The 26633-nt window shown below is 71.6% G+C and carries 12 protein-coding genes and 8 pseudogenes; 9 read left to right on the top strand and 11 right to left on the bottom strand.

Features of this window, described 5'->3' with window-relative positions:
* Positions 1-581, top strand: a pseudogene (locus ACR807_RS18855) (transposase); the annotation flags it as partial.
* A gap of 50 nt (positions 582-631) precedes the next feature.
* On the opposite strand, the gene ACR807_RS18850 reads toward ACR807_RS18855, so the two are convergent.
* On the bottom strand, positions 632-1234 hold the full coding sequence (locus ACR807_RS18850; protein WP_438922644.1) for a TetR/AcrR family transcriptional regulator: 603 nt from the start codon (positions 1232-1234) through the stop codon (positions 632-634).
* Positions 1235-1329: 95 nt separating this feature from the next.
* Between ACR807_RS18850 and ACR807_RS18845 the strand changes: the two genes are divergently transcribed.
* Genes ACR807_RS18845 through ACR807_RS18835 form a run of 3 tightly spaced genes read left to right on the top strand, consistent with a single transcriptional unit; the run spans position 1330 to position 4994 of the window.
* Positions 1330-2676, top strand: a complete 1347-nt coding sequence (locus tag ACR807_RS18845) for an NtaA/DmoA family FMN-dependent monooxygenase (protein WP_438922643.1) — start codon at positions 1330-1332, stop codon at positions 2674-2676.
* Positions 2677-2714: 38 nt separating this feature from the next.
* Positions 2715-4223 (top strand): DHA2 family efflux MFS transporter permease subunit, encoded by a 1509-nt coding sequence (locus ACR807_RS18840; RefSeq protein WP_438922642.1) that lies wholly within the window; start codon positions 2715-2717, stop codon positions 4221-4223.
* A 24-nt stretch (positions 4224-4247) separates the two neighbouring features.
* Positions 4248-4994 carry an NADPH-dependent F420 reductase gene (locus tag ACR807_RS18835; protein ID WP_438922641.1) on the top strand — a complete coding sequence of 249 codons (747 nt, stop codon included), beginning with the start codon at positions 4248-4250 and terminating at the stop codon, positions 4992-4994.
* Between the two features lie 122 nt (positions 4995-5116).
* Here the strand turns inward: ACR807_RS18835 and ACR807_RS18830 are convergent.
* Both ACR807_RS18830 and ACR807_RS18825 read right to left on the bottom strand, forming a co-directional pair.
* Positions 5117-5233, bottom strand: a pseudogene (locus tag ACR807_RS18830) (IS630 family transposase); the annotation flags it as partial.
* 230 nt (positions 5234-5463) lie between these two features.
* Positions 5464-5766: pseudogene (locus ACR807_RS18825) on the bottom strand (hypothetical protein); the annotation flags it as partial.
* Positions 5767-6032: 266 nt separating this feature from the next.
* Here ACR807_RS18825 and ACR807_RS18820 point away from each other — a divergent pair.
* Positions 6033-6597: pseudogene (locus ACR807_RS18820) on the top strand (amidase); the annotation flags it as partial.
* A gap of 40 nt (positions 6598-6637) precedes the next feature.
* On the opposite strand, the gene ACR807_RS18815 reads toward ACR807_RS18820, so the two are convergent.
* Positions 6638-8197, bottom strand: coding sequence for an MFS transporter (locus ACR807_RS18815; protein WP_438922640.1), 1560 nt, complete (start codon positions 8195-8197; stop codon positions 6638-6640).
* Positions 8198-8291: 94 nt separating this feature from the next.
* Here ACR807_RS18815 and ACR807_RS18810 point away from each other — a divergent pair, with 94 nt between their 5' ends.
* The 3 genes and pseudogenes from ACR807_RS18810 to ACR807_RS18800 form a co-directional block, all read left to right on the top strand.
* A complete protein-coding gene (locus ACR807_RS18810; protein WP_438922639.1) occupies positions 8292-8945 on the top strand; it encodes a TetR/AcrR family transcriptional regulator in 654 nt (217 codons plus the stop codon).
* Between the two features lie 511 nt (positions 8946-9456).
* Positions 9457-11679, top strand: coding sequence for an NACHT domain-containing protein (locus ACR807_RS18805; RefSeq protein ID WP_438922638.1), 2223 nt, complete (start codon positions 9457-9459; stop codon positions 11677-11679).
* 78 nt (positions 11680-11757) lie between these two features.
* Positions 11758-11892: pseudogene (locus ACR807_RS18800) on the top strand (helix-turn-helix domain-containing protein); the annotation flags it as partial.
* A 125-nt stretch (positions 11893-12017) separates the two neighbouring features.
* Here the strand turns inward: ACR807_RS18800 and ACR807_RS18795 are convergent.
* From ACR807_RS18795 to ACR807_RS18785, 3 genes and pseudogenes are all read right to left on the bottom strand, one after another.
* Complete coding sequence (locus tag ACR807_RS18795; RefSeq protein WP_438922645.1) at positions 12018-12452, bottom strand: hypothetical protein; 435 nt, start codon at positions 12450-12452, stop codon at positions 12018-12020.
* 223 nt (positions 12453-12675) lie between these two features.
* Positions 12676-13167, bottom strand: a pseudogene (locus tag ACR807_RS18790) (winged helix-turn-helix domain-containing protein); the annotation flags it as partial.
* A 123-nt stretch (positions 13168-13290) separates the two neighbouring features.
* The gene (locus ACR807_RS18785; RefSeq protein WP_438922637.1) at positions 13291-14010 is read right to left on the bottom strand and encodes a hypothetical protein; all 720 of its coding nucleotides are present in this window, start codon (positions 14008-14010) and stop codon (positions 13291-13293) included.
* A 183-nt stretch (positions 14011-14193) separates the two neighbouring features.
* Between ACR807_RS18785 and ACR807_RS18780 the strand changes: the two are divergent.
* A pseudogene (locus ACR807_RS18780) lies at positions 14194-14427 on the top strand (hypothetical protein); the annotation flags it as partial.
* A gap of 781 nt (positions 14428-15208) precedes the next feature.
* Here the strand turns inward: ACR807_RS18780 and ACR807_RS18775 are convergent.
* From ACR807_RS18775 to ACR807_RS18760, 4 genes and pseudogenes are all read right to left on the bottom strand, one after another.
* Positions 15209-15454: a hypothetical protein gene (locus ACR807_RS18775; RefSeq protein ID WP_438922636.1), complete on the bottom strand. Its 246-nt coding sequence runs from the start codon at positions 15452-15454 to the stop codon at positions 15209-15211.
* Between the two features lie 20 nt (positions 15455-15474).
* On the bottom strand, positions 15475-24333 hold the full coding sequence (locus ACR807_RS18770; RefSeq protein WP_438922635.1) for a LamG-like jellyroll fold domain-containing protein: 8859 nt from the start codon (positions 24331-24333) through the stop codon (positions 15475-15477).
* Positions 24334-24421: 88 nt separating this feature from the next.
* A pseudogene (locus tag ACR807_RS18765) lies at positions 24422-25528 on the bottom strand (S1 family peptidase); the annotation flags it as partial.
* A 162-nt stretch (positions 25529-25690) separates the two neighbouring features.
* Positions 25691-26566 (bottom strand): helix-turn-helix transcriptional regulator, encoded by an 876-nt coding sequence (locus ACR807_RS18760; protein ID WP_438922634.1) that lies wholly within the window; start codon positions 26564-26566, stop codon positions 25691-25693.
* Between the last annotated feature and the right edge of the window lie 67 nt (positions 26567-26633).

The following is a 26633-nucleotide window of genomic DNA, read 5'->3' as shown; positions in this document are numbered from 1 at the left end:
ACGATGCGGCAGCTCGGTCCGTTGTTCGGGGTGTCGCACGCCGCGGCGCACCGGGTCATCGACACCATCGGCCCGCTGCTCGCCCTGGCCCCGGTGAGGCGCCGCCGGATCGACCAGGTCGCGATCGTGGACGGCACCCTGGTACCCACCCGCGACCACCGCCTGGCCGCACGGTCGAAGAACTACCGCTGCTCGACCAACCTGCAGGTCGCCATCGACGCCGGCACCCGCTTGTGATCGCCACCGGCGATCCGAAACCGGGCAACCGCAACGACTGCACCGTCTACCGCGACTCCGGCATCGCCGACGTACTCGACGGTCGCCCGGTCATGGCCGACGGCGGCTACCAGGGCAATCCCGAAGTGATCATGCCCTACCGCGAACCCCGCGACGGCAGCGAACTCACCGACTGGCAGGAAGACCCCAACACCGTCCACCGGTCGATCCGGGCCCGGGCCGAACACGCCTTTGCCCGCATGAACAATTGGACCGTCCTGCGCGACCACCGCCGCGCCGCCCACACCCTGCGCGACACCGCCTCCGGCATCGCCCGCCTCCACAGCCTCGCCCTCACCGGCTGACCGGGAAGTACTCGAAGCCACCAACCACGAGATCAGTTATGTGACGGCCTTCAGGCGGAGGAGGGCCGGGGCGCCTCCCAGCCGGTCCTCACAAGGGTGTTGAGGGCCGCGGTCGAGGACTCGTCGGCCATGGCGGCTCCGGCCACCCAGCCCGTGGCGAGCACGGCGAGGAAGAGGTCCCGGCCGCGCACGTCCGGTCGGGCGCCACCGTCGCGCTGCGCGGCGGCGAGGAACTCGTCGGTGGTCGTGATGAATCCCTGGCAGGTGAGGGCCAGCGGAGACGGGACCTCGTCGGTCAACGCGACGCGCAGTGGTTCGGGCAGGCCGTCGAACGCGGTCGTCCACCTACCCAGTGCGTCGAGCCACTGGGCGAGTGCCTCGGTGGAGTCGCGCACCTCGGCGCGGATGGCGTCCTGACGGGACGCCAGCTCCGCATCGCGGGCCTCGAGCAGGGCGGCGAGCAGGGCCTCCCGGTTCGGGAAGTGCCGGTAGAGGGTGCCCGGCCCGACGCCCGCCCGCTTGGCGATGGCGTCCAGTGACCCGGTGATGCCGTGCTCGGTGAAGTACTGCTCGGCGACCTCGAGGATGTGCGTCCGGTTCCGCCGGGCGTCCGTCCGGGGCCTGCGCTCGCGGGCTGCTGTCGTCTCGGACACGTCCGGCCACCCCTCGTTGACAATGCGGAGACTGTCTCCGTATCTTCGGTGGAGTCAGGCGGAGACGCTCTCCACTTTAGCGCAGAGGACCGATCGTGCCCAGCCCGCAGATGCTCCTGGCCATCCAGATCGCCAACGGCTACGGCTCACAGCCCGGGTCGTGGCGCATGCCCGGGGTCGACCCGTCCAGCTACACCGACATGGACGTCTTCGCGCGGCACGCGCAGGCGGCCGAGCGCGGCAAGATCCAGCTGGTCTTCCTCGCCGACACCCCGGCGCTCGAGAACGACATCGAGCGCGCGGTCCCGAACCACTCCATCGACCCGCTCGTCGTCCTGACGACGATGGCACGGGCCACCCGGCGGATCGGGCTCGTCGCCACCGCCTCGACGACCCTCAACGAGCCGTACACGATCGCCCGCCAGTTCAAGGCCCTCGACGTGGCCAGCCACGGCCGCGCCGGTTGGAACGCGGTCCCGACCTCCAACCAGGCCGCGGCCGCCAACTACGGCATCGCGCTTCCTCCCCGCGCCGAGAAGTACGAGCGCCTCCACGAGGTCGTCCAGATCGTCCAGGCGCTGTGGGGGAGCTGGGCGGAGGACGCCTGGGTGCGCGACGTCGCCGGACGGCAGTTCGCCGACACGAGCCGGATCCAGCCGATCAACCTGCGGGGGCGCCACGTCGCTTCGCGCGGGCCGCTGCCCATCCCGCCGTCGGAGCAGGGGCAGCCCGTGGTCTTCCAGGCCGGCGGCGGCGGGAACGGCCTGGAGGTGGCCGCTCGCTACGCCGGCGGCGTCTACGCCAACCCGTTCAGCATCGAGGAGGGCCGGGCTCAGCGGACGGCGCTCCGGGCGGCCGCCGAGAGCGTCGGCCGCGACCCCGACGAGGTGAAGCTGTTCGCGGGCTTCATGCCCAGCGTGGCACCCTCCCGGCGGGCCGCCCTGGACCGTCGCCGGCAGCTGGACGAGGTCATCGACCTCCACCAGCGGGTGGGCTACCTCGGCGCGATGCTCGGCCTGCGCCTGACGCCCGACCAGCTCGACGAGCCCCTGACCCCGCAGCAGCTGGCCGCCGCGCGGCCCAGCCCGGGCGACCCGCGCTCACCCCACGCGCTCGCGGTCGCCCGCGAGGGCTGGTCGCTGCGCGACGTGCTCGCCCACGGCGTCATCGACTACCACCCGGTCGTGCCCGGCACCGCCGCCGACGTCGCCGACCACATGCAGGAGTGGTTCGAGGCCGGCGCGTGCGACGGCTTCTCGCTTGCCGTCGACGTCTACGCCGACGGCATCGACGCCTTCGTCGACCAGGTCGTCCCGCTGCTGCAGGAGCGGGGCTTGTTCCACCGCGACTACGAGGGCACCACCCTCCGCGATCACCTCGGCGCCCCCGCCCAGTACGGACTCGACCCGCGCCTCGCCGGAGCGGCGCGCACGTCGAACTGACCCGACCTCCACCCACCCCCGGACGGAGAGCACATCCCATGTCCATCCAGAACGCTCCGGCACCGGGCCTCATCGCCCCCGACACCCCCGACACCCCCGCACCGCAGACGACCGCCGGCGACCGGCTCCCCCCGGGGAGCGCCCTGATCATCGGGCTGCTCATGGCCTCGACGTTCACGGTCCTGCTCAACGAGATGATGCTGGGCGTCGCGCTGCCCACCCTGATCGTCGACCTCGGCATCACCCCGACGACCGGTCAGTGGCTCACCACCGGCTACCTGCTGACCCTGGCGGTGCTCATCCCCGCCACCGGCTTCGTGATGCGGCGCTTCCACCTGCGCACGATCTTCCTGGGCACGATGTCGCTGTTCGCCGTCGGCACGGCGATCGCCGCCCTCGCGCCGGGCTTCGGCGTCCTGTTCGCCGGTCGGATCATCCAGGCCGCCGGTACCGCGGTCGTCCTGCCGCTGTTGATGACCACCGCCATGCGGCTGGTCCCCGCTGCCCGGCGCGGCGCCGTGATGGCGATCGTCACGGCGGTGCCCGCCGTGGCGCCGGCGGTCGGCCCCGCGCTGTCCGGTGTCGTGCTGTCGGCCTTCAGCTGGCGCTGGCTGTTCATCCTCATGCTGCCGATCGCCGCCCTCGCCCTGGTGCTCGGGGGGCTGAAGCTCCGCAACACCACCACGCCCGAGCCGGTGACCCTGGACGTGCTCTCCCTGGTGCTGTCCGCGGTCGGGTTCGGCGCGCTGGTCTACGGGCTGGCGTCGATCGGTGAGTCGGTGTCGGGCCACGCGCCAGTCGCCCCGTACGTGCCGATCCTGGTCGGCGTGGCCGGCGTCGCGGCTTTCGTCCTGCGCCAGGTCGTTCTGCAGCGGTCGGGCAACGCCCTGCTGGACATGCGGGTCTTCCGGTCCCGGACGTTCACGCTCTCGCTGCTGGTGATGCTCGTGATCGCGATGGTCGGCTTCGGCAGCCTGATCGTGCTGCCGCTGGTCCTGACCGACGTTCTCGGCCTGAGCACGCTGTCCCTGGGCCTGTTCCTGGTGCCGGGCGGTGCGGCCATCTCCCTCGTCTCGGCGCTGGGTGGGCGGGTGTACGACCGCGTCGGCCCCCGACCGCTGGCGATCCCCGGCGCGCTCGTGTGGACGGCATCGCTGTGGTTCCTCAGCACCGTGGACGAGGACACCGCGGTCGGGACGGCGCTGGCGGCGTACCTCGTCATGTCGGCGTCGCAGGCCCTGATGTGGGCACCGATGACGACGACGGCGCTGGCGGGCCTGCGTGCCGATCTCTACCCGCACGGCACCGCGGCCTTCACCACGATCCAGCAGCTCGCCGGCGCCGCGGGCGGGGCGGTGCTCATCTCCGCCTACACCATCGGCTCCGACGCCGCGGACGCCGGCGCGCTCGCCCAGGCCGAGTCCGCCGGACAGGCCGCCTTCGTGACCGCAGCGGTCATCGGCCTCGGCGCGGTCGTCGGCACCCTCTTCGTCGGCCGGCCACCGGCGCCTGCCGAGGCGACCGCTCCCGCTCCCGACCACACCTGACCACCACACAGAAGGAGCAGCACCATGCAGATCGGCATCCTCGGCGTCGGCAACATCGGCGCCACCCTGACCCAGCGCCTCAGCGCGGCCGGACACGAGGTGAAGGTGGCCAACTCCCGCGGCCCGGAGACCATCCCGGCCGAGGTGACCGCCTCCGGCGGGCGGGCGGTCGAGGCCTCCGACGTCGTCACCGACGTCGAGGCCCTTGTCGTGTCCGTCCCGCTCATCCGGATTCCGGACATCCGGCCGCTCATCGACGGCCTCCCGGCCGGCGCCGTCCTGCTGGACACGTCGAACTACTACCCGTTCCGCGACGGCCGCATCACCGCCCTCGACGAGGGACGGGTCGAAAGCCTGTGGGTCGCAGAGCAGCTCGGCCGCCCCGTCGTCAAGGCGTGGAACGCCATCCTCTCGGGCTCGTTCGCCACCAAGCACGCGGCTGCCGGCACCCCCGGTCGGATCGCGATCCCGGTCGCCGCGGATGCGGAGGCCGACCGGGCGCTGGGCACGGCACTGGTCGAGGACACCGGCTTCGACGGCTTCGACGCCGGCAGCCTGGCGGACTCGTGGCGCCAGCAGCCCGGCGCGCCGGCCTACTGCACCGACCTCCCGCGCGACGAGCTGTCCGCCGCACTGGCGGCAGCCGTTCCCGGCCGCGCGCCGAAGCGGCGGGACCTGGCCATGACCGTGATCTCCGAACTCATGGCCGACGACCCGACCGGCCGGGGGAACGACTTCCTCCTGCAGGTCGCCCGGTTGATCTACCCCTGAACCGCTCCGAACCGCGTCACCGCCGCGCTCGGCCACCACCCGCACCCGATCATGATCCCCGATTCATCCCGACGACCCATCACCGAGTTACGTGACAGCTCTCGGCCGCGGATGTCGTTCTCCAGGGCATGCGGGGATTCATGGGTGGTACGGCGTAGTCGCTTGTCGGTGAGCAGGCCGAACCACCGCCCGACCTGGTTGAGCCAGGAGGAGTAGGTGGGGGTGAAGTGCAGGTGGAAGCACGCTCTGCCTGCCTCGAACCCGCCGAGCAGTTGCGCTTGCGACGAGCGTAAGGCGGTCTGGACGCGGCGTGCGGAACGTCGTTGTGTCAAGGTTCGAGGCCGCGATGAACCGGATGAAAACGCGGGCAGTGATCTGTAACGTCGCAGCTCAAAAAGTGGTCTTCCCCGCGCGAGGTCTGTCGAACGAGTGGCTCTGTTCCGTATTCGGCGGTGACGCCGAGTACCCGTCAGGGCAGGAGGACGCGGTGGCGGAGGAGGTCGAAGCCGGCGCGTCCGCGCACCTGTCTCATGATCCTTTTGGTGCGGGTGTCAACGCCTTCGGTACGGCCGTTGTGATGGGGCAGCGTGAGGGCGGCGTCCACAGCGGACCGGTCGATCTCGAGACCGTTGGTGAGACTGCTCAGGTGCGGTGGTTCGGCACGGCCCTGGTCGAGGTAGCGGACCAGCAGGTTGGCACTGCCGGTGTAGCCCTATTCCCGAATCTCCGCGAGCAGGTGGGTGACCGGAATCGCGGGATCGGCGGCGCGGCGGGCCATGGGCGAGGTCGAGCGTGTGCAGCCTGGCGGTGACGGTGCGCACCTGCTCCACATCGGTGGCGCCGACGTGCTCGGGCACCGGCGTCGACGCAGGCGTCACGGCCAGGAAGTCCAGCTCCGCAGGTGTGAGCGCCGGGCCCACCACCAGCTTGCTGACCAGACCGAGAAACCCGTGCCGTTGCATGAAGCCGTTCCTCCGCACCGTGCGAACCAGATGACGAGGCACGCGCGACCGCGTCGTCGCTGTACGCCAAACCCGTGTAACCCCTCCGATGGCGCGCACCGCCCGCGACCTCACGCTCCTGCTCGACGTGACGGCCGGGCGGTACGCGCTGACGCTCGGCGTGGCGCACGACTTGGCACTGCCGCCCGCCCGCCACGAGCGGCTCCGCGACTTCCGGGTCCTGGTCCTCGGCGCCCGCGTCGAACGGCGCAGTCCGCTGCTGCCCGATCCGACCGAGGCCGCGACGCTCTACAGGCAGTTGCTGATCTCGGGCTCCGTTGCGCGTTTCCCGCGCGACCGGATGGAGGCGAACAACCGCCGCGAGCTCCACCGCCACGGCCGGCGGCAGCTCTTCGCCGAGTTCGACGTCGTGGTATGCCCGATCACCCCTGCTTCGAGCAGCTCGTCCGGGCCGGCCTGACCACCACGCCCGGCCTGCCCGCCACCGCCGTCCCCGCGGGCCGGTCCCCCGCGGGCCGGTCCTCTGCGGACCTGCCGGTCGGAGCACAGCTCATCGGTCCGGTGTTCGGGAACCACACCCCGCTGCGGCCGGCCGAACCGCTCGCGCGCAGGAGGTCGGCGGCTTCCGAGCACCCGGGTGAGCCGTACCGGCCGGTTGGCCGCGACAGGCGTTGGCGGGGATCAGCCCCGGCGGGACGAACCGGCGGTGGCGGCTTCACCGGCCGCCGGGCGGGCGGGCGTGGGGCGGTCCAGCCAGGCCAGGGCGGCGAGCGCGCCGAGCAGGGCGAGCAGGGCGCAGAGGAGCGTGCCCGCGTTCATGGCGTGGGTGAAGGCTTCGTCGGAGGCGTGGACGAGCTCGGCCGCGGCATCGGGCGGGAGGGTGTCGGCCGCGGCGTGGGCGGCGGTCAGGTCGTCGGTCGCGCTCGCGGGTGCCGCGGGCAGTGAGCCGAGCAGCTCGGCGCGGTAGGCGGCGGAGACGACCGTGCCGATGACCGCGATGCCGAGCACACCGCCGAGCTCGCGGGCGACGCTGTTCATGGCGGAGGCCATCGGTGCCCTCTCACGGGGTACTGCCGCCATGCTCGCGGTGCTGGCCGGGGCCATGACGAGGCCCATGCCCGCGCCGATGACGGCCATGCCGAGGGCGAGCGCGGAGAAGGACGTCGTGGTGGTCGCGAAAGACATGCACCCCAGGCCGGCGGCCATGGTGGCCAGTCCCCCGGCGACCGTGCACCTGGTGCCCAGGCGGGTGACGACGCGGTCACTCGTACCGGCGGCCAGGGCCATCGCCGCGGCGAACGGCAAGGCCCCCGATCCGGCCTTGAGCGGGCTGAAGGCGTGCACCAGCTGCAGGTACTGGGTGTAGGCGAACAGCAGGCCGAACAACGCGAAGGAGGTGACGGCGAGCAGGGCGCCGGCGACGGTGAAGGTGCGGCGGGTGAACATGCGCAGGTCGACCACCGGGTGCGCGGTGCGCAACTCCCACCACACGAACGCGGCCAGGAGCACGACCGCGGTCCCGGCCTCGGCCAGTGACGCCCCTGTGAGCCACCCGCGTTCGGGGCCTCGCACGATCACGTCGACGAGCGCGGCGAGACCCGCCGCGCAGAGCAGCGGGCCGAGCACGTCGAAGCGGCCGGTGCGCCGTCCGGGCAGGGAGGGGATGAGCGCCAGGGTGGCGGCGAGCACGGCGGCGACCAGGGGGACGTTGGCGTAGAAGACGCTGCCCCAGGAGAGGTGTTCGAGCAGCAGGCCGCCGGCGACGGGACCCAGGACGATGCCGATGCCCGCGGACGCGGACCACACGGCGATGGCCCGGCCCCGTTCCCGGGGACCGAACAGCGCGACGATGATCGAGAGGGTGGCCGGCATCACGAACGCCGCGCCCACGCCCATCACCGCGCGCCAGGCGATGAGCTGGCCGGCGGAGTCGGCCGTGGCGGCGGCCGCCGATCCGGCGGCCAGCACGACCAGGCCGCCGACCAGGGCTCGCCGCAGGCCGAAGCGGGCTCCCAGGCCGCCCGCGGGGATCAGCAGCGAGGCGAAGACGAGCGTGTAGGCGTTGTTGATCCACTGCAGGTCGGCGGTGGAGGCCCCCAGGGCGTCGGCGAGCACGGGCAGGGCGGTGTTGAGCACCGTGTTGTCGAGGGTGGTGACCACCAGCGCCGCGCAGAGCACGGCCAGGGCGGACCAACGTCGCGGGTGTCCCGCTCCCGGGTCGATCGTGGTGTCCACACGCATGTCCACACTGTCCTAACGATTGTAAACTTACAGCTGTTAGCCGTCTTGGGGCGAGACGCTACGACAGTCGGCTAACACCTGTAAAGTCAGGGTCGTGACGAAGGCACCCGCGGCACGCGACGACTCCCCGGGCCAGGGAGGACCGGTCTCCCGCCCGCGCAACCGCAGGGGCGAGGGCCTCCGGCTGCGCGAGGACATCGTCCGGGCCGCGACCGCGCTGATCGTGCGCGCCGGCACCGACCAGGCCCTCACCCTGCGCTCCGTGGCGCGCGAGGTCGGCATCTCGACGCCGTCGATCTACGCCCACTTCAGCGACCGGGAGGCCATCGTGGAGGCGGTGGTCCTCGAAGCGATCGCCCAGCTGCACGGGGACGTCAAAGCAGCCGTCACCGCCCACGGCGACCCGGTCGAAGGGCTGCTCGCCGGCTGTGCCGCCTACGTCGACTTCGGCACCCGCGAACCCGCCCGCTACCGCGTGCTCTTCGACCGACCCCACCTCAAGCCCGAAAACGCCCGCGCCGAAGACCCCGGGCTCGCCGCCTTCCACGTCCTCGTCGACAACCTCGAAGCCTGCGTGCGCAGCGGACGCTCGACCAGCACCGACCCGTTCGGCGACGCGGTCGCGCTGTGGACCGCCCTGCACGGGCGGGTCCTGCTCCGCGCGAGCCTGCCGGACTTCCCCTGGCCGCCGTCCGACACGCTGGAGCGCACGGTCTTCTCCCTCGGGCGCATCACCCCGTCGCCGTAACCGTCCCCCGTCAGGTGGCGAAGCCGGGTGGCGAGGCCCGGCAGGTCACGCCGAACCGGATCGAGTGGCCGGCCGGATCGGGTCGACGAGCCAGGTCCGGCGAGTCGACCACGGCGAGGCCGCGCGACCGCGCGGTGCGACGGCCGGGCGGGCGGCGGCAAGGAGGTCCGAGGCCGCGAGCGCCACACCGGCGTGAACACCACAAAGGTGGTGGAGCGGACTTCGGAGTGGATCACGGGCCACCGCCGCCGTGTCCGCGAACGACTCCGACACCGCCACGAGGCCACGGTCCGCTGGTCCAGGTGCCACCCCGCTCGATCAACGCCACCAGGGCTCAGCAGGCGCCCGCTCGTCCCCCGGAGGGCGTCGCCATCCGGGGGACGAAGACCGGAAGCGGCTTGGGACCGAACCGGTCGGCCGGTCGCCGAGAGCGCGCGAGTACGAACAGCCGATGCCACCCGGGTCGCCTGGCTTCACCCGCAAACGCCGGTGACGACGGCATGATGACCCCATGCGGTCGCCCGGTCCCCGAGTTCGCACGAGGATCGTCCTGGTGCTGGGCGTCGTGTCTTTCTGCGCGCTCCTGGTCTGGATCACCCTGCGGGTCGCCGCCGGCGACGTCGACTCGAACGACAAGCTGGCCGGCGTCGTCAGCATGTACGTGGCGATGGTCGGCCTGCCCGTGGCGGCTGTCGCGCTCGCCCTGACCGCGCGGCAGGGCACGAGAGCCGGCCCGATCGGTGAACTGGACGAGTGGCTCGACGGGATGGCGGACGTGCTGGCAACGTCGGTGCGCGGCCAGTTGGAGGCTGAGGAGCGCATCCGCCAAGTGCACGATCCCTTCCCGCTTCCCGTGCGGTGGACCAACGCCGACGAGCGCCTGACCGACCACTGGGAGAACGTCCACGGCTCGCCCGACCGGCCCGAGCCGGTCCGCCTCGACGGGCACGGTGACCGGATCGTCGAGGTGTTCGACGCCGTGCCGTCCCGGCGGCTCGTGGTGCTCGGTGAGGCGGGCGCGGGCAAGACGGTCCTGGCCTCGCGCTTCGTGCTCGTCCGACTGGCGCGGCGACGACGCGCGGCCGACGGACCGGTGCCCGTGGTCTTCTCGCTGGGGTCTTGGGACCCCACCACCGTCCCGTTGCGGACCTGGCTGGTGGAGCAGTTGCTCACCGACCACCCGGTGCTTGCCGCCAGGGACGGCTCCGGGACCACGGCCGCCGCGTCACTGCTGGCCACCGGCCGTGTCATGCCGGTGCTGGACGGCTTCGACGAGATCAGCGAGCACCTGCGCGCCCACGCGATCACCGCCGTCAACGCCGGGCTGGGCCGGCACGACCCACTGCTGCTCACCAGCCGTGATGGGGAGTACGCCCGCGCGGTGGGGACCGGTGACGTGCTGACCGCCGCCGCGGTGGTCGAGTTGGCCAGCTTGGACGTCGAGGACCTGGCGCGTTACCTGCCGCTGAGCACCCGCAAGTCCGGGAAGGGCGAGTTCCGCACCAAGTGGGACCCGGTGCTGGAGCGGTTGCGGGACCACAGGGGCGACCCGGCGGGTGAGGCGCTGCTGCGGACCTTGGGCAACCCGCTGATGGTCGCGCTGGCCAGGTCCGCGTACTCCGACACCACGGCGGACCCCCTTCTGCTGCTGGGATTCCGACCCTCGACGCCCGGTGTGGACGCCTACCGGCGGGTGGTCGAGGACCACCTGTTCGTCGAGTTCTTCCCCGCCGCCTACTCCCGCGGCACGCCTGGGGACGACGAGACCCGCTCCTCGCGGTTGGGCGACGTCCAGCGTTGGCTGCACTTCCTGGCCCGACACCTCGACGACCTCGGGACCCGCGACTTCGCCTGGTGGCAACTGGTGTCCGCAGTGCCGGCCGCGGTGCGGGCGCTCGCGGCGGCACTGGTGATCTCGGCGTCCGGCTTCGCGTGCATCGGGGCGCTGGGATGGCTGGGTGACTGGGAACCAGGGGCGCGTCGCCTCTGGTGGCTGTGCGGACTGAGCTTCACCGCGGTGAGCGCCCTGGCTGCGGCTCTGATCATCGGACCGGGTCGCGGACCGCGGGTGCCGCCCGCCCCTTCCCGTCTGCGGCTGCGGTTCCCGCGGTCGGTCGACGATGTGCTCGCCTCCTTCGCCGACGGGCTCCAGGGCTGTCGAGCGGTGATCTGGCTGGCTGTTTTCACGGTCGGAGGGGTGATTTTCGGCCTCGCCGGGACGGTGTTCCTCGGACTCGACGGCGGTGTGGTCGTCGGGGTGATCGCCGCCGTCGTGATCGGCGTCGCGATCCGGTTCCTCATCGGGTTCGTCCGGACCCTGAGTGTCCCGGTCGACCCCGCGAGGACCGTCAACCCACCCGGTCTGTTGCGCATCGACCGCCGGACCGCGGTGTCACACGGGGTGCTGGTCGGCGCCGGGAGCGCACTCGTGATCGGGCTCGGCTTCCTGTCAACGATCGGCGTGCTGTACGGCTTGGTCTCCGGCGCGGCCGGGTGGATCGCGTTCGCCTTGGCGAGCGTGGTCGGCGCGTCGGCTGTCTGGATCTTCTTCTTCACCGTGTGGGGCCCGTGGGTGCTGGCCCGGACCTGGTTGCCGCTGCGCGGCCGGTTGCCCTGGCGGGTGATGACCTTCCTGGCGGACGCGCACGCCCGGGGCGTGCTGCGCCAGGTGGGCGGCGTCTACCAGTTCCGCCACGCGCGCCTGCAGGACCACTTGGCGGGTACCACGCGGTAAGCCGCCCATCGCCCCTGTCGGCCTCCGTTGCCCAGTCGGGCCGCTGGTCATGCGGCATGTCGGTACTCGTTGACGAGTGAGCGGTTCGCCCGGGGCGAGAAGTCCGCGATGGTCGCCGCGGAGTTGCGGGCGGGTGTGCGGCAGGTGGAGAAGTGGCACCGGACCTGGCGCGAGGGCGGCCTGGACGCGTTGCGCCCGGCGGGGCCGATGTCGGACGGTTGTTCCGCCGCCTGGTCTCCAACGAGGCGAAGCGGCGGGACGCACGCCCGAGGTCTTCTCCACGCGTGCAGGGATGCCCCTGATAGCACGCCCGCTTGTCCCGTCACGTGTCGCGGGGATCAGGTCGGGAACTCGCCGCTGTGGATCGCCTCCCGCACGCCGTTCCTGTTCAGCCGCGCCTCCGCGTCGGCGATCGAGTCGGGTTGGAAGCACCCGAGGCCGCCGGGAAAGGTGCACAAGCTCAACACCGGCACGTACACCGACCAGTGCGCGGGCTGGTCCGCGCACGACACACTGGTGCCGCCGAACCCCCAGGGGCTGGTACCCGGGAACTCCTGGGAGACCCACACGAAGACGGTGGCGGTACCGGTGGTGGTGGAGCAGGTGGCGGTGCCGTCGACCCACACCGCGTTCGCCGCGTCGGGGAAGGTCTCGACCGAGAGGCCGGTGATCGTGGTGCCGGCCGCCGCGACCGCTGGCGCGGCCGGCACCAGCGACCACGCCACCGCCGCCAACACCGTCACGAACAACGCGGCACGGGATCTGGTTCTCATGACGGCACCTCCGGTAGTGGGTCGGGCCACGGTAACGAGGCCGCCCCACCCACCACAGGCGTCGGAAGGGTGACGGCGGTGCGCGCAACACCGCGACCACCGGATCGCTGCTCGCCCAGGCGCTGGCCGACCGCGAGGGACGGCCGGTGGACCTGCGGCTGCGGGTCGTCGCCGCGGCGGCCACCGCTGGTCGGTTCCCGGCGCGGTGCTGGCATCGGGGTGCGAAGCGGTGGCCCTTGCCGGGTTCGGTGAGCAGGTGGCGAGGCCGGGAGGGAACGGGGTCGAGCTTGCGCCGCGGCCAGGCCAGGTGGACACGCGGGTAGTGGGTCTCGGTGGTGCAGTGCTCGCCCCGGGCCTGACGCAGCAACCGCTTCCGGGGGGCGAGCTCGCCGTCGCTGCGGGCGAGGACTTCCGGCACGCCCCACTCGGTGGGAGTCGGGTGCACCTCGACGTTCTCGCGGTACATCCTCCCCACGGCCAGGTCGACGATGAACGACGCGGTGCGGACGACCGGTTCGCGCGTGTCGTGCACAGTCGCGCGCCGCAGCGCGGCACGCAGGCGCGCGAGCAGCCCGTCCATGCCGAACGGCCTGGTCGTGCAGTCGTCGGCACCGGCGTCCAGGACCCGGACCTTGCCGGCGGAGTCCGGGCGGGCGGACAGCACGACGATCGGCACGGTGCTCCACCCGCGCAGACCGGCAATGACGTCAACGCCGTGGCCCCGTCGTGCTCACCACCTACCTCGACCACGACGGGACCGTGCCCGACGACGACCCGAACCTGCACCCGACCACGTGATCCCAAAAAACCACCGGCAGGCCGCGTCCACCGGCACGTCCTACGTTGATCCGGTGGGAGTCGTACCCGACCTCCAGGCGCGTGGCAGGCGCACGAGTGCCGCGGCCAGACCCAGGACCACGGCAACGGAGAACATGGTCGGCACCACCCACACGGCACCCGGTGCGGCCGTCGCAGCACCGACTGTCGCCCCCGCGACGACACCGAGCACCGCGCACACCACGGCCCGGCGAATCCAGCCGGCTCTCCCGCCCCGCACCCGTCGCCACAGGACGCCCCCGCCGGCGACGGCGACGATCGCGGCACCCCCCACCGCGAGCAGTCGGAACCACGCCTCGGAGGCCGTGCCGAACACGACCCGGGCCTCCACGACCGCCCCGTCCTCCCCGGTGAGCGCCACGACACCGGAATCGAACAAGGTCACCGACAACTCGTCGCCGACGCCGACGACACCCAACCGCTCCACATTCGATACGCCCAGGAAGGCGTCCACCTGGCCGTCCTGGGCATACCCGGTGTTCGCAGCAGCGCCGGTGATCTTCAACGTGATCGTGCCGTGGGCGTCGCCCCGGTCGTCGAAACGCGACACGACCCAGCCTCGTACCGTCACCAGGCAGTCCGACGCGGGAGCCTGCTCGGGGCACGGCTGCGCCGTGGTGAGGTTCCACATGCGTGCCACCGGCCCGCCCCACAAGGCCGCCCCGACCACCGTCAAGGCCAACACGACCACAACACCCAGAGCCGCCCGCACGTAACCCACGCTACACAGTTGATCTTGCCGAACCACGGCGATCGACCGACGCATCGGCACCGGAACCAAGGAAACACCCGGACCCCGCGTGCCCCGCTGCCCGATCCCCGACCCGACGGCAGAACCGAGGACATCCCGGCGCCCCCGGCCGGTCACCGACTCGAACGCGAACAGCGGACACCGAACCCTATTTCCGTCGAGGAGTGCTCCCAGACCGCGAAGAACGAGACCGCGCTGGACCACTACCAGGTCCGCGGCTACCAGGCCTGGTACCGGCGCATCACACTGCCCATGACCGCCCCGGCCTTCCTGGTGATCATTCGTGAAATCACCAAAAAGGGATCCACACCCGGAGCCGACCGCTCGCTGATTCCGTTGTCCGTCAAGGATATCCGCCGATTGTGGAACCGTCTCGCCGCCACCTGACCCACAGCGCTGACCACGTCCTGCACTGGTCGACCGGGCGACGAACAAGCCAAACACGCCCGGATCAGCCATCACAGAAGACGCGGGCATCACGACCTGTCGTTGTCGTACCAACTCCGACGGACCCGATGGCGAGATCGAGTTGTTCGATGCCTGCCCCGTCCCGCTCAAGGCGGAGGTGCGGGGGCCGTGCATGCCCCACCAGGGGCGTTCGGCTCCTCGTGCTCGATCTCGTACCGGCACTCCGAGCACGGCCCGGGAGCGATGTGCTCGCGCCAGTCGTGTCCGCACTGCGGGCAGTCGCCGTACCAAGGGCGCCGACGCCTCAGCCACCTCATCCGGAGATGATCGCGCGAACCCGGGACGGGGTAAACCCGTTTCCACCGCCGACGGGTGCTTCGGTCCGCTCCTCACGGCGACGCGCGGACGGATCAGGATCACCAGTTGGCGAGGCGCACTCCCACCTGGTGGTTGTACCCGGCTCGCCCGCGACAACCGCACCGACCGCTGCGGCCCGTGCGCCCGAGCCGGACGATGCCACCCGAGCAACCGGTGGAGCCGCGTGGCACGGATGTCCTCGGCGGAAGTTCGTCGCGGCGGACTCCAACTTCACCCCGGAGTTCAGCCCCACCAAGGGCAAGGCCGAAATCCGGCACCGCAAGCTCGTCATCGACGTGTCCGCCGTGCACGAGTTCCAGTCCGCAGCACTGGCCGGCGCCTGCGGGCCTGACCGGTCAGGCCCGCATCCCCTCCCGTGGACGACTGCTTGCCCGTGGCGAGGTCACTCCTTCTCGAAGCCCTTCTTCGCGTGGGAAATCATCTGCTCCAGCAGTTCGAGCTCGACTTCACCGTGAACACGCACGTACAGCGTCTGCGTCGGGTCGTCGTCCTTGTAGAACACGACGACCAGGAGCGGCGGTGACACCCCCCGGTCAGCGCTGGCGAACTCGTAGCTCTCCTCGTCGTTGACGACACTGCTGACCGCGGAGACCACGAACTCCCGCCCGGAGAACACGACGTTGGTCACGACATCCACCGCCTCACCGGCTACACGAACCCGACGAACGTACCATCGAGTTCCCAGCGCGCACCGCGCCCGTCCGGCAGGCGCCACGCGATCAACCCCTTGGCGACCGCGTCCTTGCCCTGGCCCCACTCGATCGTGCGTCGGGCACCGGGGTGCGCGAACAGCTTCCCCAGGAAGTTCGCACCGGCGGAGTTGTACCCCTTCTCGTCGGTCTTCAACGGTCGGTGCTTCATCCAGTTGCCACGCTCACCCGCCCGACCCAGCTTCTTGCTCAAGGCACGGCCGGAACCGGTCCACTTGTTCTTCTCCGGGGCGTTGGCGTTCCTGATGAACTGCTCGATGTCGTCGTCCTCGCCGCAGTCGTCCCGCTCCCACACCTGGGCGCCGCGGACGATCCCGCCGAACACGCCCACCTGGGCGAACCCGCCGACCATGCAGTTGTTGGTGTAGTGCAGCTGGGTCGGCAGACCGCCGATGGTCGACCCGGCCCCGGCCTGGTCCGGCTGGAACGCCTCGCCTCCTGCCGCACCACCGGCGTTGAGCACCCCGAGGTCGATGGTCGGCAGGCTGTTGGCGGCGTCGATCATCGCCTGGACGCTGGGGGCGACGCTCTGCTGGAGCTCCGGCCGCGCGGCCGGGGTCAGGGCGTTGAGCAGCACCTGGGCCGCCTGCGCCGCCTGCTGGCTCTGGCTGCCCGTCGGGTCGCCGTACTGGTCGCCGCCCCAGTAGCCGCCGCCGTCGATTCCGCCGCTGTCGGCGTTCCAGTGGCCGTAGTTGGAGTTCTGCTGTCCCTGTTGCTTCGGCGAGTTCGACGACTTGCCGTTGGAGGGGTCGGGAATCCGGAAGCGGACCTTGCCGCCGTCGGGGCCGCGGCCCGTGCCCCAGTCGTTGCGCTGCGGGCGCGGTGCGGTGGTCGTGCCGGTGGTGGTCGTGCCGGTGGTGGTCCTGTTGCCGAAGGAGATGTCCGGCACGGAGACGTCCGGCATGGCCACCGACGGCGGGTGGGTGGCGAGGTAGTGCGCCGTGGCGAGGATCGCGCCGGCGGCGAGGAAGCAGCCGCCGACCAGGAACGGGGAGACCGGGCCGCCCGCGAGGCCGGCCAGGCAAGCCGGGGTGTTGCCGGTGGGGTCGGTGTACCCGAGGGGGTTGGCCGGGGTGTAGGCGTGGCGGTTGGCGGTGCTCAGGTCGGTGGGGTCCAGGGCGGCGGTGTCGCGGCTGGCGAAGGTGCCGGTGCCCGGCTGGTACCAGCGCGCGCCCATGTTGACGTTACCGCTGGTCGGGTCGGTCCACTGGTGCTGGAAGCCCAGGCCGGGCCGGGTGCCGGACGATGCCTTGACCGCGCCGAAGGGGCTGTAGGTGCGTGAACCGGTGACCGCGCCGCTGGCCGGGTCGACCACGCCGACGAGGTCGGTGTGCTGGTCGGTCACGGCGACCGCGGTGGTGGTGCCCTGCTTGACGCCCAGCGGCGTGCCGTCGGGGGTGTGGCTGTAGAGCTCGGTCCCGGCGGAGGTGATCGCCTGGCCCACGCCCTGGTAGGCCAGGTTCTGGTTGCCGGTGCCGATCAGGCGGCCGAAGGCGTCGTAGGTGTTGGTGGTGCCGCCGTCGGTGACCAGTTCGTCGTAGGCGTTGAACGCCGGGGTGGTGGTCGTGCCCGCGGTGGTGCGCGAGGCCAGGGTGCCGCGCGCGGTGTAGCCGTAGGTGGTGTCGCCTCGGGTGAGGAGCTGGTTGCGCTCGTCGTAGGTGGCGGTGGCGGGGCCGTCGCGGGTCAGGTTGCCGGCGCCGTCCCAGCCGTACTCGGTCGTGGTCGAGCCGGTGGTCCACCTGGTCAGGCGGCCGGCGTCGTCGTAGCCGTAGGTGTTGGCGCCGGCGCCGGCCAGGCCGGTGGTGGTCTTGCCGGTCAGCCGGTCCTCGGTGTCGAAGGTGTAGGTGGTCGACGCGGTCGACGCGCCGCCCGGCGCGGCGGTGGTGTCGGTGGCGAGGCGGCCCAGCGGGTCGTAGGTGAACGCGCGGGTCGAGGCGTTCGCGCCGTAGCCGATGGTGGTGGTGCGGCCGAGCTCGTCGAGGCTGTAGGTGGCCGTGGCGCCGGTGATCGGGTCCCGGGCCGAGGTGAAGCGGCCCGCCGCGTCGTAGCCGTAGGTCGTGGTGCCCGCGGCGGTGGAGGTGGTCGCCAGGTTGTTGTCGTTGTCGTAGGTGAACGACGAGGCACCCGACGGACCGGTGGCGTTGACCAGGTTGCCGCGGTCGTCGTAGGTGTAGGTGTTCGTGCCGGTGGGCGTGCTCGCCGAGGTCATCCGGCCGGTGAGGTCGTAGCCGAAGACCCGGTCGGAGGTGGCCACCGACGCGCCCGCGCCGGTCTGCCCGGTCGGGTTGCCCAGCGGGTCGTAGCTGGTGGTGATGCTCACGCCGCCCGGCTTGCCCAACACCGCCGGCCTGCCCGCGGCGTCGTAGGACTGGGTGAACCTGCGGTCCGCGGCGTTCGGGCTCTGCGCGGTCGCCGGCTCGATCGTCGACTCCGGCAGGCCCCACGTGTTGACCGTGTAGGTGGTGGTGTTGCCGTTGCCGTCGGTGACCCGGGTGAGGTTGCCCGCGACGTCGTAGCCGTAGCCGGTGGTGATGCCGCCGGGGCGGGTGACCGAGCGCAGCCGGTCCTGGGCGTCGTAGGTCCAGGTGGTCGTCTTGCCCAGGCTGTCGGTGGCGCTGGTGCGGTTGCCCGCGGCGTCGTAGCCGAACGACCGGCTGCGCAGCACCGCGCCCGCCGGGTCGAGGTCCGACGTCGAGGTCATCCGACCGGCCTGGTCGTAGGTCGCGACGCTCTTCGCGCCGGTCGCGTCGGTGGTGCTGACGAGCCGGCCGGCCAGGTCGTGGTCCGAGGACGTCTGGTTGCCGAACGCGTCCGACGTCCAGGTGAGGTCGTCCCGGTCGTTGTACTCGAGGTCGGTGCGCCGGTTGTCGGGCGTGATGACCGCCGCCACCCGGCCGAACAGGTCGGGGATCAGGCGGGTGGTGAGGTTGCGCGTCGGGCCGGGGTGCCGCTCGACGACCGTGGACGTGATCTTGTTGCCCAGCTTGTCGTAGGTGGCGGAGGTCTGCGCGCCGTTCGGGTCGGTGGTGGACAGCAGCTCGCCCACCGGGTCGTGGGTGTTGGTCCACACGCCGCGCTGCGACCGGCCGGGCAGCAGCGGGTCGGTCCGGCGCACCTGGTTGCCGAGCTGGTCGTACTCGAAGTCGGTGCGGGCGCCCAGCGCGTCGGTGGTGCTGGTGATCCGGCCGAGGCCGTCGTAGGTGATGCCGGTCGTGGCGCTGATCGGCTGGTCGGACCCGGGCGGGGTGTAGTCGGGCAGGGTCACGCCGAGGGGGCGCCCGACGCCGTCGTACGCGGTGCGGGTGACGTTGCCCAGCGGGTCGAGCTGGTCGACGACCTCGCCGAAGGTGTTGTACCCGGTCTTGTCGACGGGTGAGGCGGTGGTCGGCGCCTGCCCGGCGGACTCGACCTGCACGGCCGGACCGCTGCGGGTGACCTGTCGTCCCGCGGCGTCGTAGCCGAAGGTCGTGGTGTGGCCGGTGCCGCGGGGGTCCGTGACGGTCAGCGGCAGACCCAGCTCGTCGCGGGTCGTGGTGGTGACCAGCGTGCCGGAACCCGTGTGGACGGCACGCGTGAGCTCGCGCCCCACGGGGTCGTGGGTGAAGTCGGTCTTCTCGAAGACCTGGGCGTCGTCGATGTCCGTGACCCACGTGGAGGTGACGTTGTCGTTGGCGTCGTACCGGTAGTACTGGAAGCGGTACGTGTTGGCCGGTTCCTGGTCGCAGCGCCGGCAGGCCCAGTCGATGTCGTACCGGTTCCCGACGCGCCCGGCGCGGTCGATGGAGTAGCCGGTGTAGTAGGCGGCGTCGCGCCGGTAGTAGCGGATGAGGTTGCCGGCCTCGTCGTACGTGCGGTCGACCAGCGGGATGTCCGAGACCACGCCGGTCTCCGGGTCGCGGTAGCCGAGCAGGGTCTCGGTGTCGATGCCGTACGCCTCGTACGTGTAGGCGGTGGTGCGGCCCATGGCGTCGGTGCGTTCGACGACCCGGCCCTTGGGGTCGTAGGCCAGCGACTGCACCACGATGTCGCGCGCTGCGCCGCCGTCACCGGTGAAGCCCTTGACGGTGGTGGTGGCGAGCTGGTGCCGGCCGGTGGTGTAGGTGTAGGTGAACTCGTTGCCCGCCGCGTCGACCTTGCGGGTGGGCTGCCCGAAGCCGTCGTGCTCGGTGGTGGTCACGGCGTTGGCGGGGTCGGTGGTGGTGGCGACCCGGCCGAAGGCGTCGTAGGTGTGGCTGGTGGTGCGGCCCGGGTCGTTGAGGGTCGCGTCGTCGACCTTGACCGAGGCGAGGGTGCCGTCGGGGTTGTAGGTGTTGGTGGTGCGCCTCTGGTGAGGCGTACCGGTGACGGCGTTGGTCGTCCGCGGTTCGGTGCGCACGAGCGGCCGGGACAGGCTGTCGTAGGTGTAGCTGGTGGCGGCGCCACCGGGGACGGTGGCGGAGTGGACCGTGCTGCCGGTCATCCGGCCGAGGCCGTCGTACCGCCGGGTGGTGCGCAGCCCGGCCGGGTCGGTGCTCTCGCGCCGGTCGCCCTTGCCGTCGTAGGCGTGGCGGGTCACTCCCCCGCCCGCGTCGGTCTCGGTGAGCAGCAGCCCGGCGGGCATCGTGCCGCCGTCGACAGCCGGTTCCGCACCGGTGGTGTAGGCCCGGGAGGTGGAGCGGCGGTCGGTGTCGCCGCCGCCGGGCAGCGTGGTGCCCGCCAGTTCGCCGGACGCGGTGTAGGAGAAGGTCTTGAGGTAGGTGTCGTCGTCGCGGTTCGCGGACCGCGCGTCCCGTTCCTCGGTGACGCGGTCGTTGCGCGGGTCGAGCGGGTCCGCGGTGTTGAGGTAGTAGTCGTAGTAGCTCGTCCGGGTCATCGTGGAGCCCGGTGAGCACGTGGAGATGTCGCACAGGGTCTTGGTCAGGACGTTGCCGCGGGCGTCGTTGGCGTAGCGGATGTCCACGCCGTCCTCGCCGGTGACCGCGCTGACGAACCCGCCGGTGTCGTAGGAGTACTCGACCGTGTGACCCAACGGGTTCTTGGTGCTGGTCAGGCGCCCGTTGCGGCTGGGGTCGTAGTAGTGGGTCGTGGTCTGGTCGTCCGGGTTCGCCACGGCGACACTGGCCGAGGTCTTGGAGGACAGCGCCAACGAGGCGACGTTCCACACGCCGCCGTTGTGGTCGGTGTGCGTGGCGACCCGGTCGCCCGCCCGGTTGTAGCCGATCCGGGCGGCGACGCGGCCACCGGGCAGGGTGACCTTGGCCAGCACCTTGGTGAGGGCGCGCGCGTTCCAGTGCTCGACGACCGTCGCGGTGCTCAGGGGGCGGTCGTAGATCGCGACCTCGGAGATCTGGCCGGTGAAGCGGCCCCAGTCGTCGGCCGGGCGGGCGGGCCAGGCGGCGTTGTTGACCGGGCCGGCGCCGACCCAGGTCAGCGGGTTGCTCTGGGTGATCTGGCCGGTCTGCGTACCGACCACCGACCCGTCCAGGTAGAGGGTCTGGCGGTCCACGTTGGCGGAGAGCACCACGTGGTGCCACTTGTCGTCGTTGACCGCCGTCGGGGTGACGATGCCGGTGACGTTGCTGTTCCAGAAGTGGCCGTGGAGCTTGCCGTCGGTGCCGACGTAGAGGATCGGCATGGACGGACCGGACGGGGTGGCCGGGGGCTGGGCGGTGGAACTGGTGCCCAGCAGCACGCCGCCTGCGGTGGAGCCGGTCTTGAACCACAGCTCGGCGGTCAGCGCCGCCTTGGTACCGATGGCGTTGTTCGGCAGCTTGAGGTAGGAGGTGCCGTTGAAGCTGCCGGAGGTGATGCCGGAGCCGGGGATCGCGCCGGGCGCGCCCAGGGTGACGTTGGTGTAGGTGCCGTTGGCCTGCGGGCCGCCGATGGGGGCGCGGTTGTCCGCGACGGTGCCCGACGCCTCGTACAGCCGCCAGTACCCGGACGGGTTCCCGTCGAGCACGGTGCTGCGGTAGTGCACCATGTCGCTGTAGTCGTAGGTCGTGCAGGCGCCGCTGGGGTCGCAGACCTTGGTCAGCTGGTCACCGGTGTAGGTGTAGTCCCACGACAGCGCCGGGTCCGGGCCGGTGGTGACCCGGGTGACGTGGCCGCCGGTCCAGGTGAAGGCCAGGCTGCGGCCGGAGACGGTGTCGGTGGCCGTGGCCAGCCGGCCGGTCTCGTAGGTCAGCGCCTGGTTGCGGCCGGAGTCGTCGCTGATCGAGGTGAGCTTGCCGCCGGCGTCGAAGGCGTAGTTGACGTGGCCCTTGGTGGTCAGCTTCCAGCCGCCGCCCGGCACGGCCACGAGGGTGGCGAAGCGGCCCGCGGGCGGGGCGTAGGTGCCGTCGGGGCGCTTGCCGAAGCGGACCTGGTAGCCCTCGGGGTAGGTGACCACGAGGTTGCCCGAGCCGTCGGTGTCCGGGGTGATCGCGGTGTCCCAGCGGGTCGACCAGCCGGCGCCGAACGCGGAACCCCGGCGCGGGTCGAGGCTGTTGTAGCTGCGCACCACCGACAGCGGCGGGCCGACCGCGGGCACGGCGGCATCGGTGGCCGTGGTGGTGTAGTTGCCCACGCCGGGGTCGACGGCGCCGCCCGGCGAGGCCGACGAGGCACCCAGGTGGCTGGTGATCGCGGGCTGCGGGGCCTGCGCGGTGAGGAACGACGGCTGGCTCCACGGGCTGTTGCTGCCCCAGTCGCCGACCGACCCGTACCAGGCGTAGGACTTGCCCCAGGTCAGCTTGCCCTCGGGGACCCGCCACGTGGGCGAGGGGTCCCAGGTGGACTCGGTGCAGTTCTGGAGGTTGTCGCCGCCCGCGTCGCAGATCTTGAACAGGTGGGCCAGGCCGTGACCGGGGTGGTTGTCCGGGTCCCGGCCGGTCAGCGCCAGGGTCGGGGTGAGCACCTCGGTGACGTAGTTGCTCGGCGGCGACATGCCGGTCAACACCGGGATGGTGTTGGAGATGGTGAACTTCACCTCTTGCGACATGGGCACACCGGTCGAGCTGTACTTGGTGGTGCCGTAGTGGTCCATGTCGAAGCGCAGCGTGTAGGTGCCGGGGTTGAGCCTGCCGATCGTGGCCAGCACGGCGGCGGACTCCCCCGGTCGCACGTCGTGCGGCATCGAGGTCTGCGAGACGGTGCCCAGCTCCGTGCCCGCGCTGTTCCACAACCGGTAGCTGAGCTTGTGGTTGCTGCCCGGCGTCCACGTGTCGCGGCCGTGGTTGGTGACGGTGACCTGCATCTTGCCGTCGCGGTCGAACATCACCGGGGTGGTCATCGACCCGACCTGGTAGGTGGCCCAGTACGGGTTGTAGGTGACCTCCAGGTACGGCGGGTTGCCGCTGTTGCGCCCGGCGAACTTCTTCCAGCCGTAGTTGTCGGCGTCGGAGGCGCGGACCGTCAACCCGTGGTTGGCCGCGCCGTGCGTCCACCCGTGCACCACGGCGCGCCCGTAGTCGCCCAGCTCGATCTTCTGCCACTTGCCGCCCGGGTCGCAGCCGGTGCGGCCGGAGGCGAAGCTCTTGCTGCTCAGCGCGCCGCCGAACGACGGACCCGGCCAGGACTTGTTGCCCGACACGCTCCAGGGCTGCGTGACCTCGTGCACCCACACCGTGCGCGCTTCGCAGGAGTAGGAGTAGGTGTTGTAGAGGTACAGGTTCGCGCCCAGGACGTACTGCCCGGCCAACGCCCAGCTCACCGAGTCGAACTTCAGGAACGCGTTGGCCTTGTTGGTGCCACCGTCGAAGGTGCCCACGCTGAAGTTGGGGTCACCGGAGTAGTCGTTGTGGTAAGGGGCCTGCACGAACGTCGTGCCGTCGGTGGAGCGGTCCACCACGCTGGGGTCGACCTTGACCGGGAACACGCGCGCCGGATCGGCCAACCACGACCGGTCCAGGCCGACGCGCAGCACGTCGCCGTCCAGCCGGTAGGTCACGCCCCACGACCGCACGCCCTCACCCGAACGCGGGTCGACCGCCGAGTCCTCCATGAACCCCGGCGGGATCACCGCCCGCACCACGCCCGAGGCGTCCTTGAGCTGCACCGCGCCGTTGTCCAGGGACGCGGTCACCCCGTCGAGCCGCAGCGGGAAGCTCCACTCGGTCGGTGCGTCGGCCGACGCCAGCACCAGGTTCTCCTTGATGCCGCCGGCGGTCGCCTCCACCTCCAGGTCCACGCCCGGGCGGATGTCGTCGTAGGTGGCGATCGAGCCGTCGACCCGCGCGGTCGCGCCCTCGACGTCCTGGACGCCGTAGCCGACCGACACCCCCGGCCCCAGCTCCAGCGACACGACTTCGGGTGCGTCCGCGCGCTCGGCGAACCGCTTGTGCACCGAGTCCGCCTTGGTGCGCCACGACGCCCCGTCGCGCGTCAACGACGAGTCGACCGGGAACCACAGGCCGTTGCGCGAGAAGAACTTGCGGCCCTGGAACACCCGCAGCGTCTCGGTGCCGTCGGGGTTGCGGAACACCTGGGCGTCGCGCGTGCGGCGGTTGACCAGCTCGCGGCGGTCGCCCTGCGCGGTCGCCACCGGTTGGGCGGTGCCCTCGCCGACCCGCACGTCCGTCGCGGGTGCCGGCGTCGGCTCCGCCAGGACCGGGTCGGGGAACGGGACGTCCGGCGGCAGGGCGCCCGGTGCCGGGGCTGCGACCGGCTCACCGGTGTTCTGGCCGGTGGCGGGGGTGCGGGCGGGCACCTCGTGGCTGCGACCGGCCGCCGTGCCCCACTCCTGCTGCGGGATCTCCCCCGCGGCGGGCGCCGCCCCGGCGACCTGGCCGACCGGTGACGTCAACGACGCCACCATGGCCAGCGTGATCGCGGCGGCCACGCCGCGGACACGACGAACTGAGCGCACGACGCCCCCCAAGTCGAACCTCGAGGGTCCCGCGCCCTCCCGAATCCTGCGGAATCCTCACTTATGGGGCGGTTCCTGACCATGGGCGGGTGCAGTGACGTACGTCATCTTGCGGGGGGTGGTGTCGGCGGGCTCGTTCGGCACCACCCGCTCTGCGGTGTACCACCTCGTCACGTTCGGTGCACGGCAATCGTGGCGAACGGCGAACGGCGAACGGGGCGCGACACCGCGAGGCGCGGCCGGTGCGCCGGGCAACCTGGTGGTCCGGTAAGGCGACACGCCGCTGCCGGTCGGGCACGCCCGGCCGAAAGCGGTGCTGTTGACCGAGGTCAGCCGGGGGATGCCGGCGGACCGGCTGATCGACCGGGCCTGGGGCGGGCAGGCACCCGACCGGGCGCGCCCGGTGCTGCGCACCTACCTGCCCGACCTGCGCCGGGCACTGGCCCCGACCGGGACCACGATCACCTGGCGTGACATCGGCTGCCTGCCGGCCATCGATCCGGACCACGTGGACCTGCACCGGGAACGGGGCGCCGCCCGGGCCGATCCGGTCGACCGGGCGCCGACCCCGGCCCGGCGTTGCGGACCGGGCCGCCACCCCGGTCGGTCTGGACCAGGGTGGCGGCCGGCACGGGAAATCGCCTCGGCTGAGTGCACCGTCGAGAACCCAGCGCACCCCGGTCCGCCTGGCGGACGGGCCACCGGAGTCCCCGGCGCAGGCCCCGGCGTCCTCACCGGGACGCCCGATGCACGGTTCGTTACCGGGTTTGATGCCTAACTTCCCGCACGCGGAGTCATTCGCGATCCGGGTGTCGGCTTCCCTGAGGATCACCGGACAGGGGGTCGCGCACTGGTTGTCGCACATCCTGCCCCAGCCCGTGATCCGCGTTTCGTCGCCGGTCTTGCCCTCTCGGCGCGACAGCGGGACGGGTGTGGCCGATACGGCACTGCTCAGCTTGATCAGCGCGATGTCATTGCTGCTCGACGAGCCGTCGGGATGCCGTACGAATCGGGCGGCGTTGACCAGCGATCCCCCTGTCGAGTGATTCTTGCTCCCGATGCGCAGTTGCACGTTCTCCGCTTGTTCGTTTCGAGGACAATGCCAGGCTGCCCCCACCGGGGTGCTGGTGATCAGCGAGCCACCGCTCCTCCACTGCAACGACGCCCTGCACGACTGCCTCGGCGGGGAGTTCGGCGCGCAGGCCCCGCTCCGGCTGGTGCGGCACGACTCGTCCGTAGCCCGCGAACACCCCGTCGAAGGCTACGACCGGCGTTGGCTGCACCGGGCGACCGCCGGCGTCCGGGGAGCGGGTGCGCCACCGACCGCCCGCTACGACCTGCCGTACGAGACCGCGCCCTTGTTCTCCTCCCACCACTTGGCCATCAGCTCGAACCCGTGCCAAGTCGCGGAACCCGGCGGCGCGGTGTGCACCACGATGGTCTGCTCCGGCCGCGAGACGACCTGCAACGCCTGCCACTGCAGGTCCAGGTCACCACCGACCGGGTGCCTGACCTGCTTGCGGCCGTAGGTCACGCCCTGGACGTCGTGGCTGTTCCACCAGCGCCGGAAATCGGGGTCGAGCGCGCTGAGCTCGTGGACCAGCTCGCCGAGCGCGGGGTCGTGCGGGTAGCGGGTGGCGTCCATCCGCAGCTTCGCGACGAAGCTGCGGGCCACCACGTCCCAGTGGACGTAGAGGTTGCGGATGCGGGGTTCGAGGAAGATCATCCGCGCGAGGTTGCGGTTGCCGGGCTCCAGCTCGGCGAAATCGACGAACAGCGCCGCACCCAGGTCGTTCCAGCCGAGCACGTCCATCCGCAGGCCCAGCACGATCGCCGGCGTGTGGCGCATGTTGTCGAGCAGCACCTGGGTCTCGGCGGAGATCGTGGTCTGCTCGGACGCCGGTTCCTCGACGGTCCGACCTTTCACGATTGAGTACAGGTACCGCCGCTCCTCCGCGGTCATCATCAACGCCCGCGCGATGCCCAGCAGCACCGAGTCGGAAGCTTGCGTCATCCGGCCCTGCTCCAGCCGGGTGTAGTAGTCGACGCTGACGCCGGCGAGTTGCGCCACCTCCTCGCGGCGCAGGCCCGGCACCCGCCGGAACCGCCCCGGGTCGTCCACGCCGGCGTTCGCCGGTGAGAGCGCCGCGCGCTTCGCCCTGAGGAACTCGCCGAGCGTCAAGTGTTGATGCAGCTGACTGCTCATACTCCCGATTATGCGCCGCCGGAGGCGATCGGGACGCAGTTCACGGACGGTATGACGTCGCATGCGG

The sequence above is a fragment of the Saccharothrix sabaoui genome (genome assembly GCF_051756985.1).
Lineage (GTDB): Bacteria > Actinomycetota > Actinomycetes > Mycobacteriales > Pseudonocardiaceae > Actinosynnema.
This window is presented reverse-complemented; position numbering and strand designations above follow the sequence as displayed.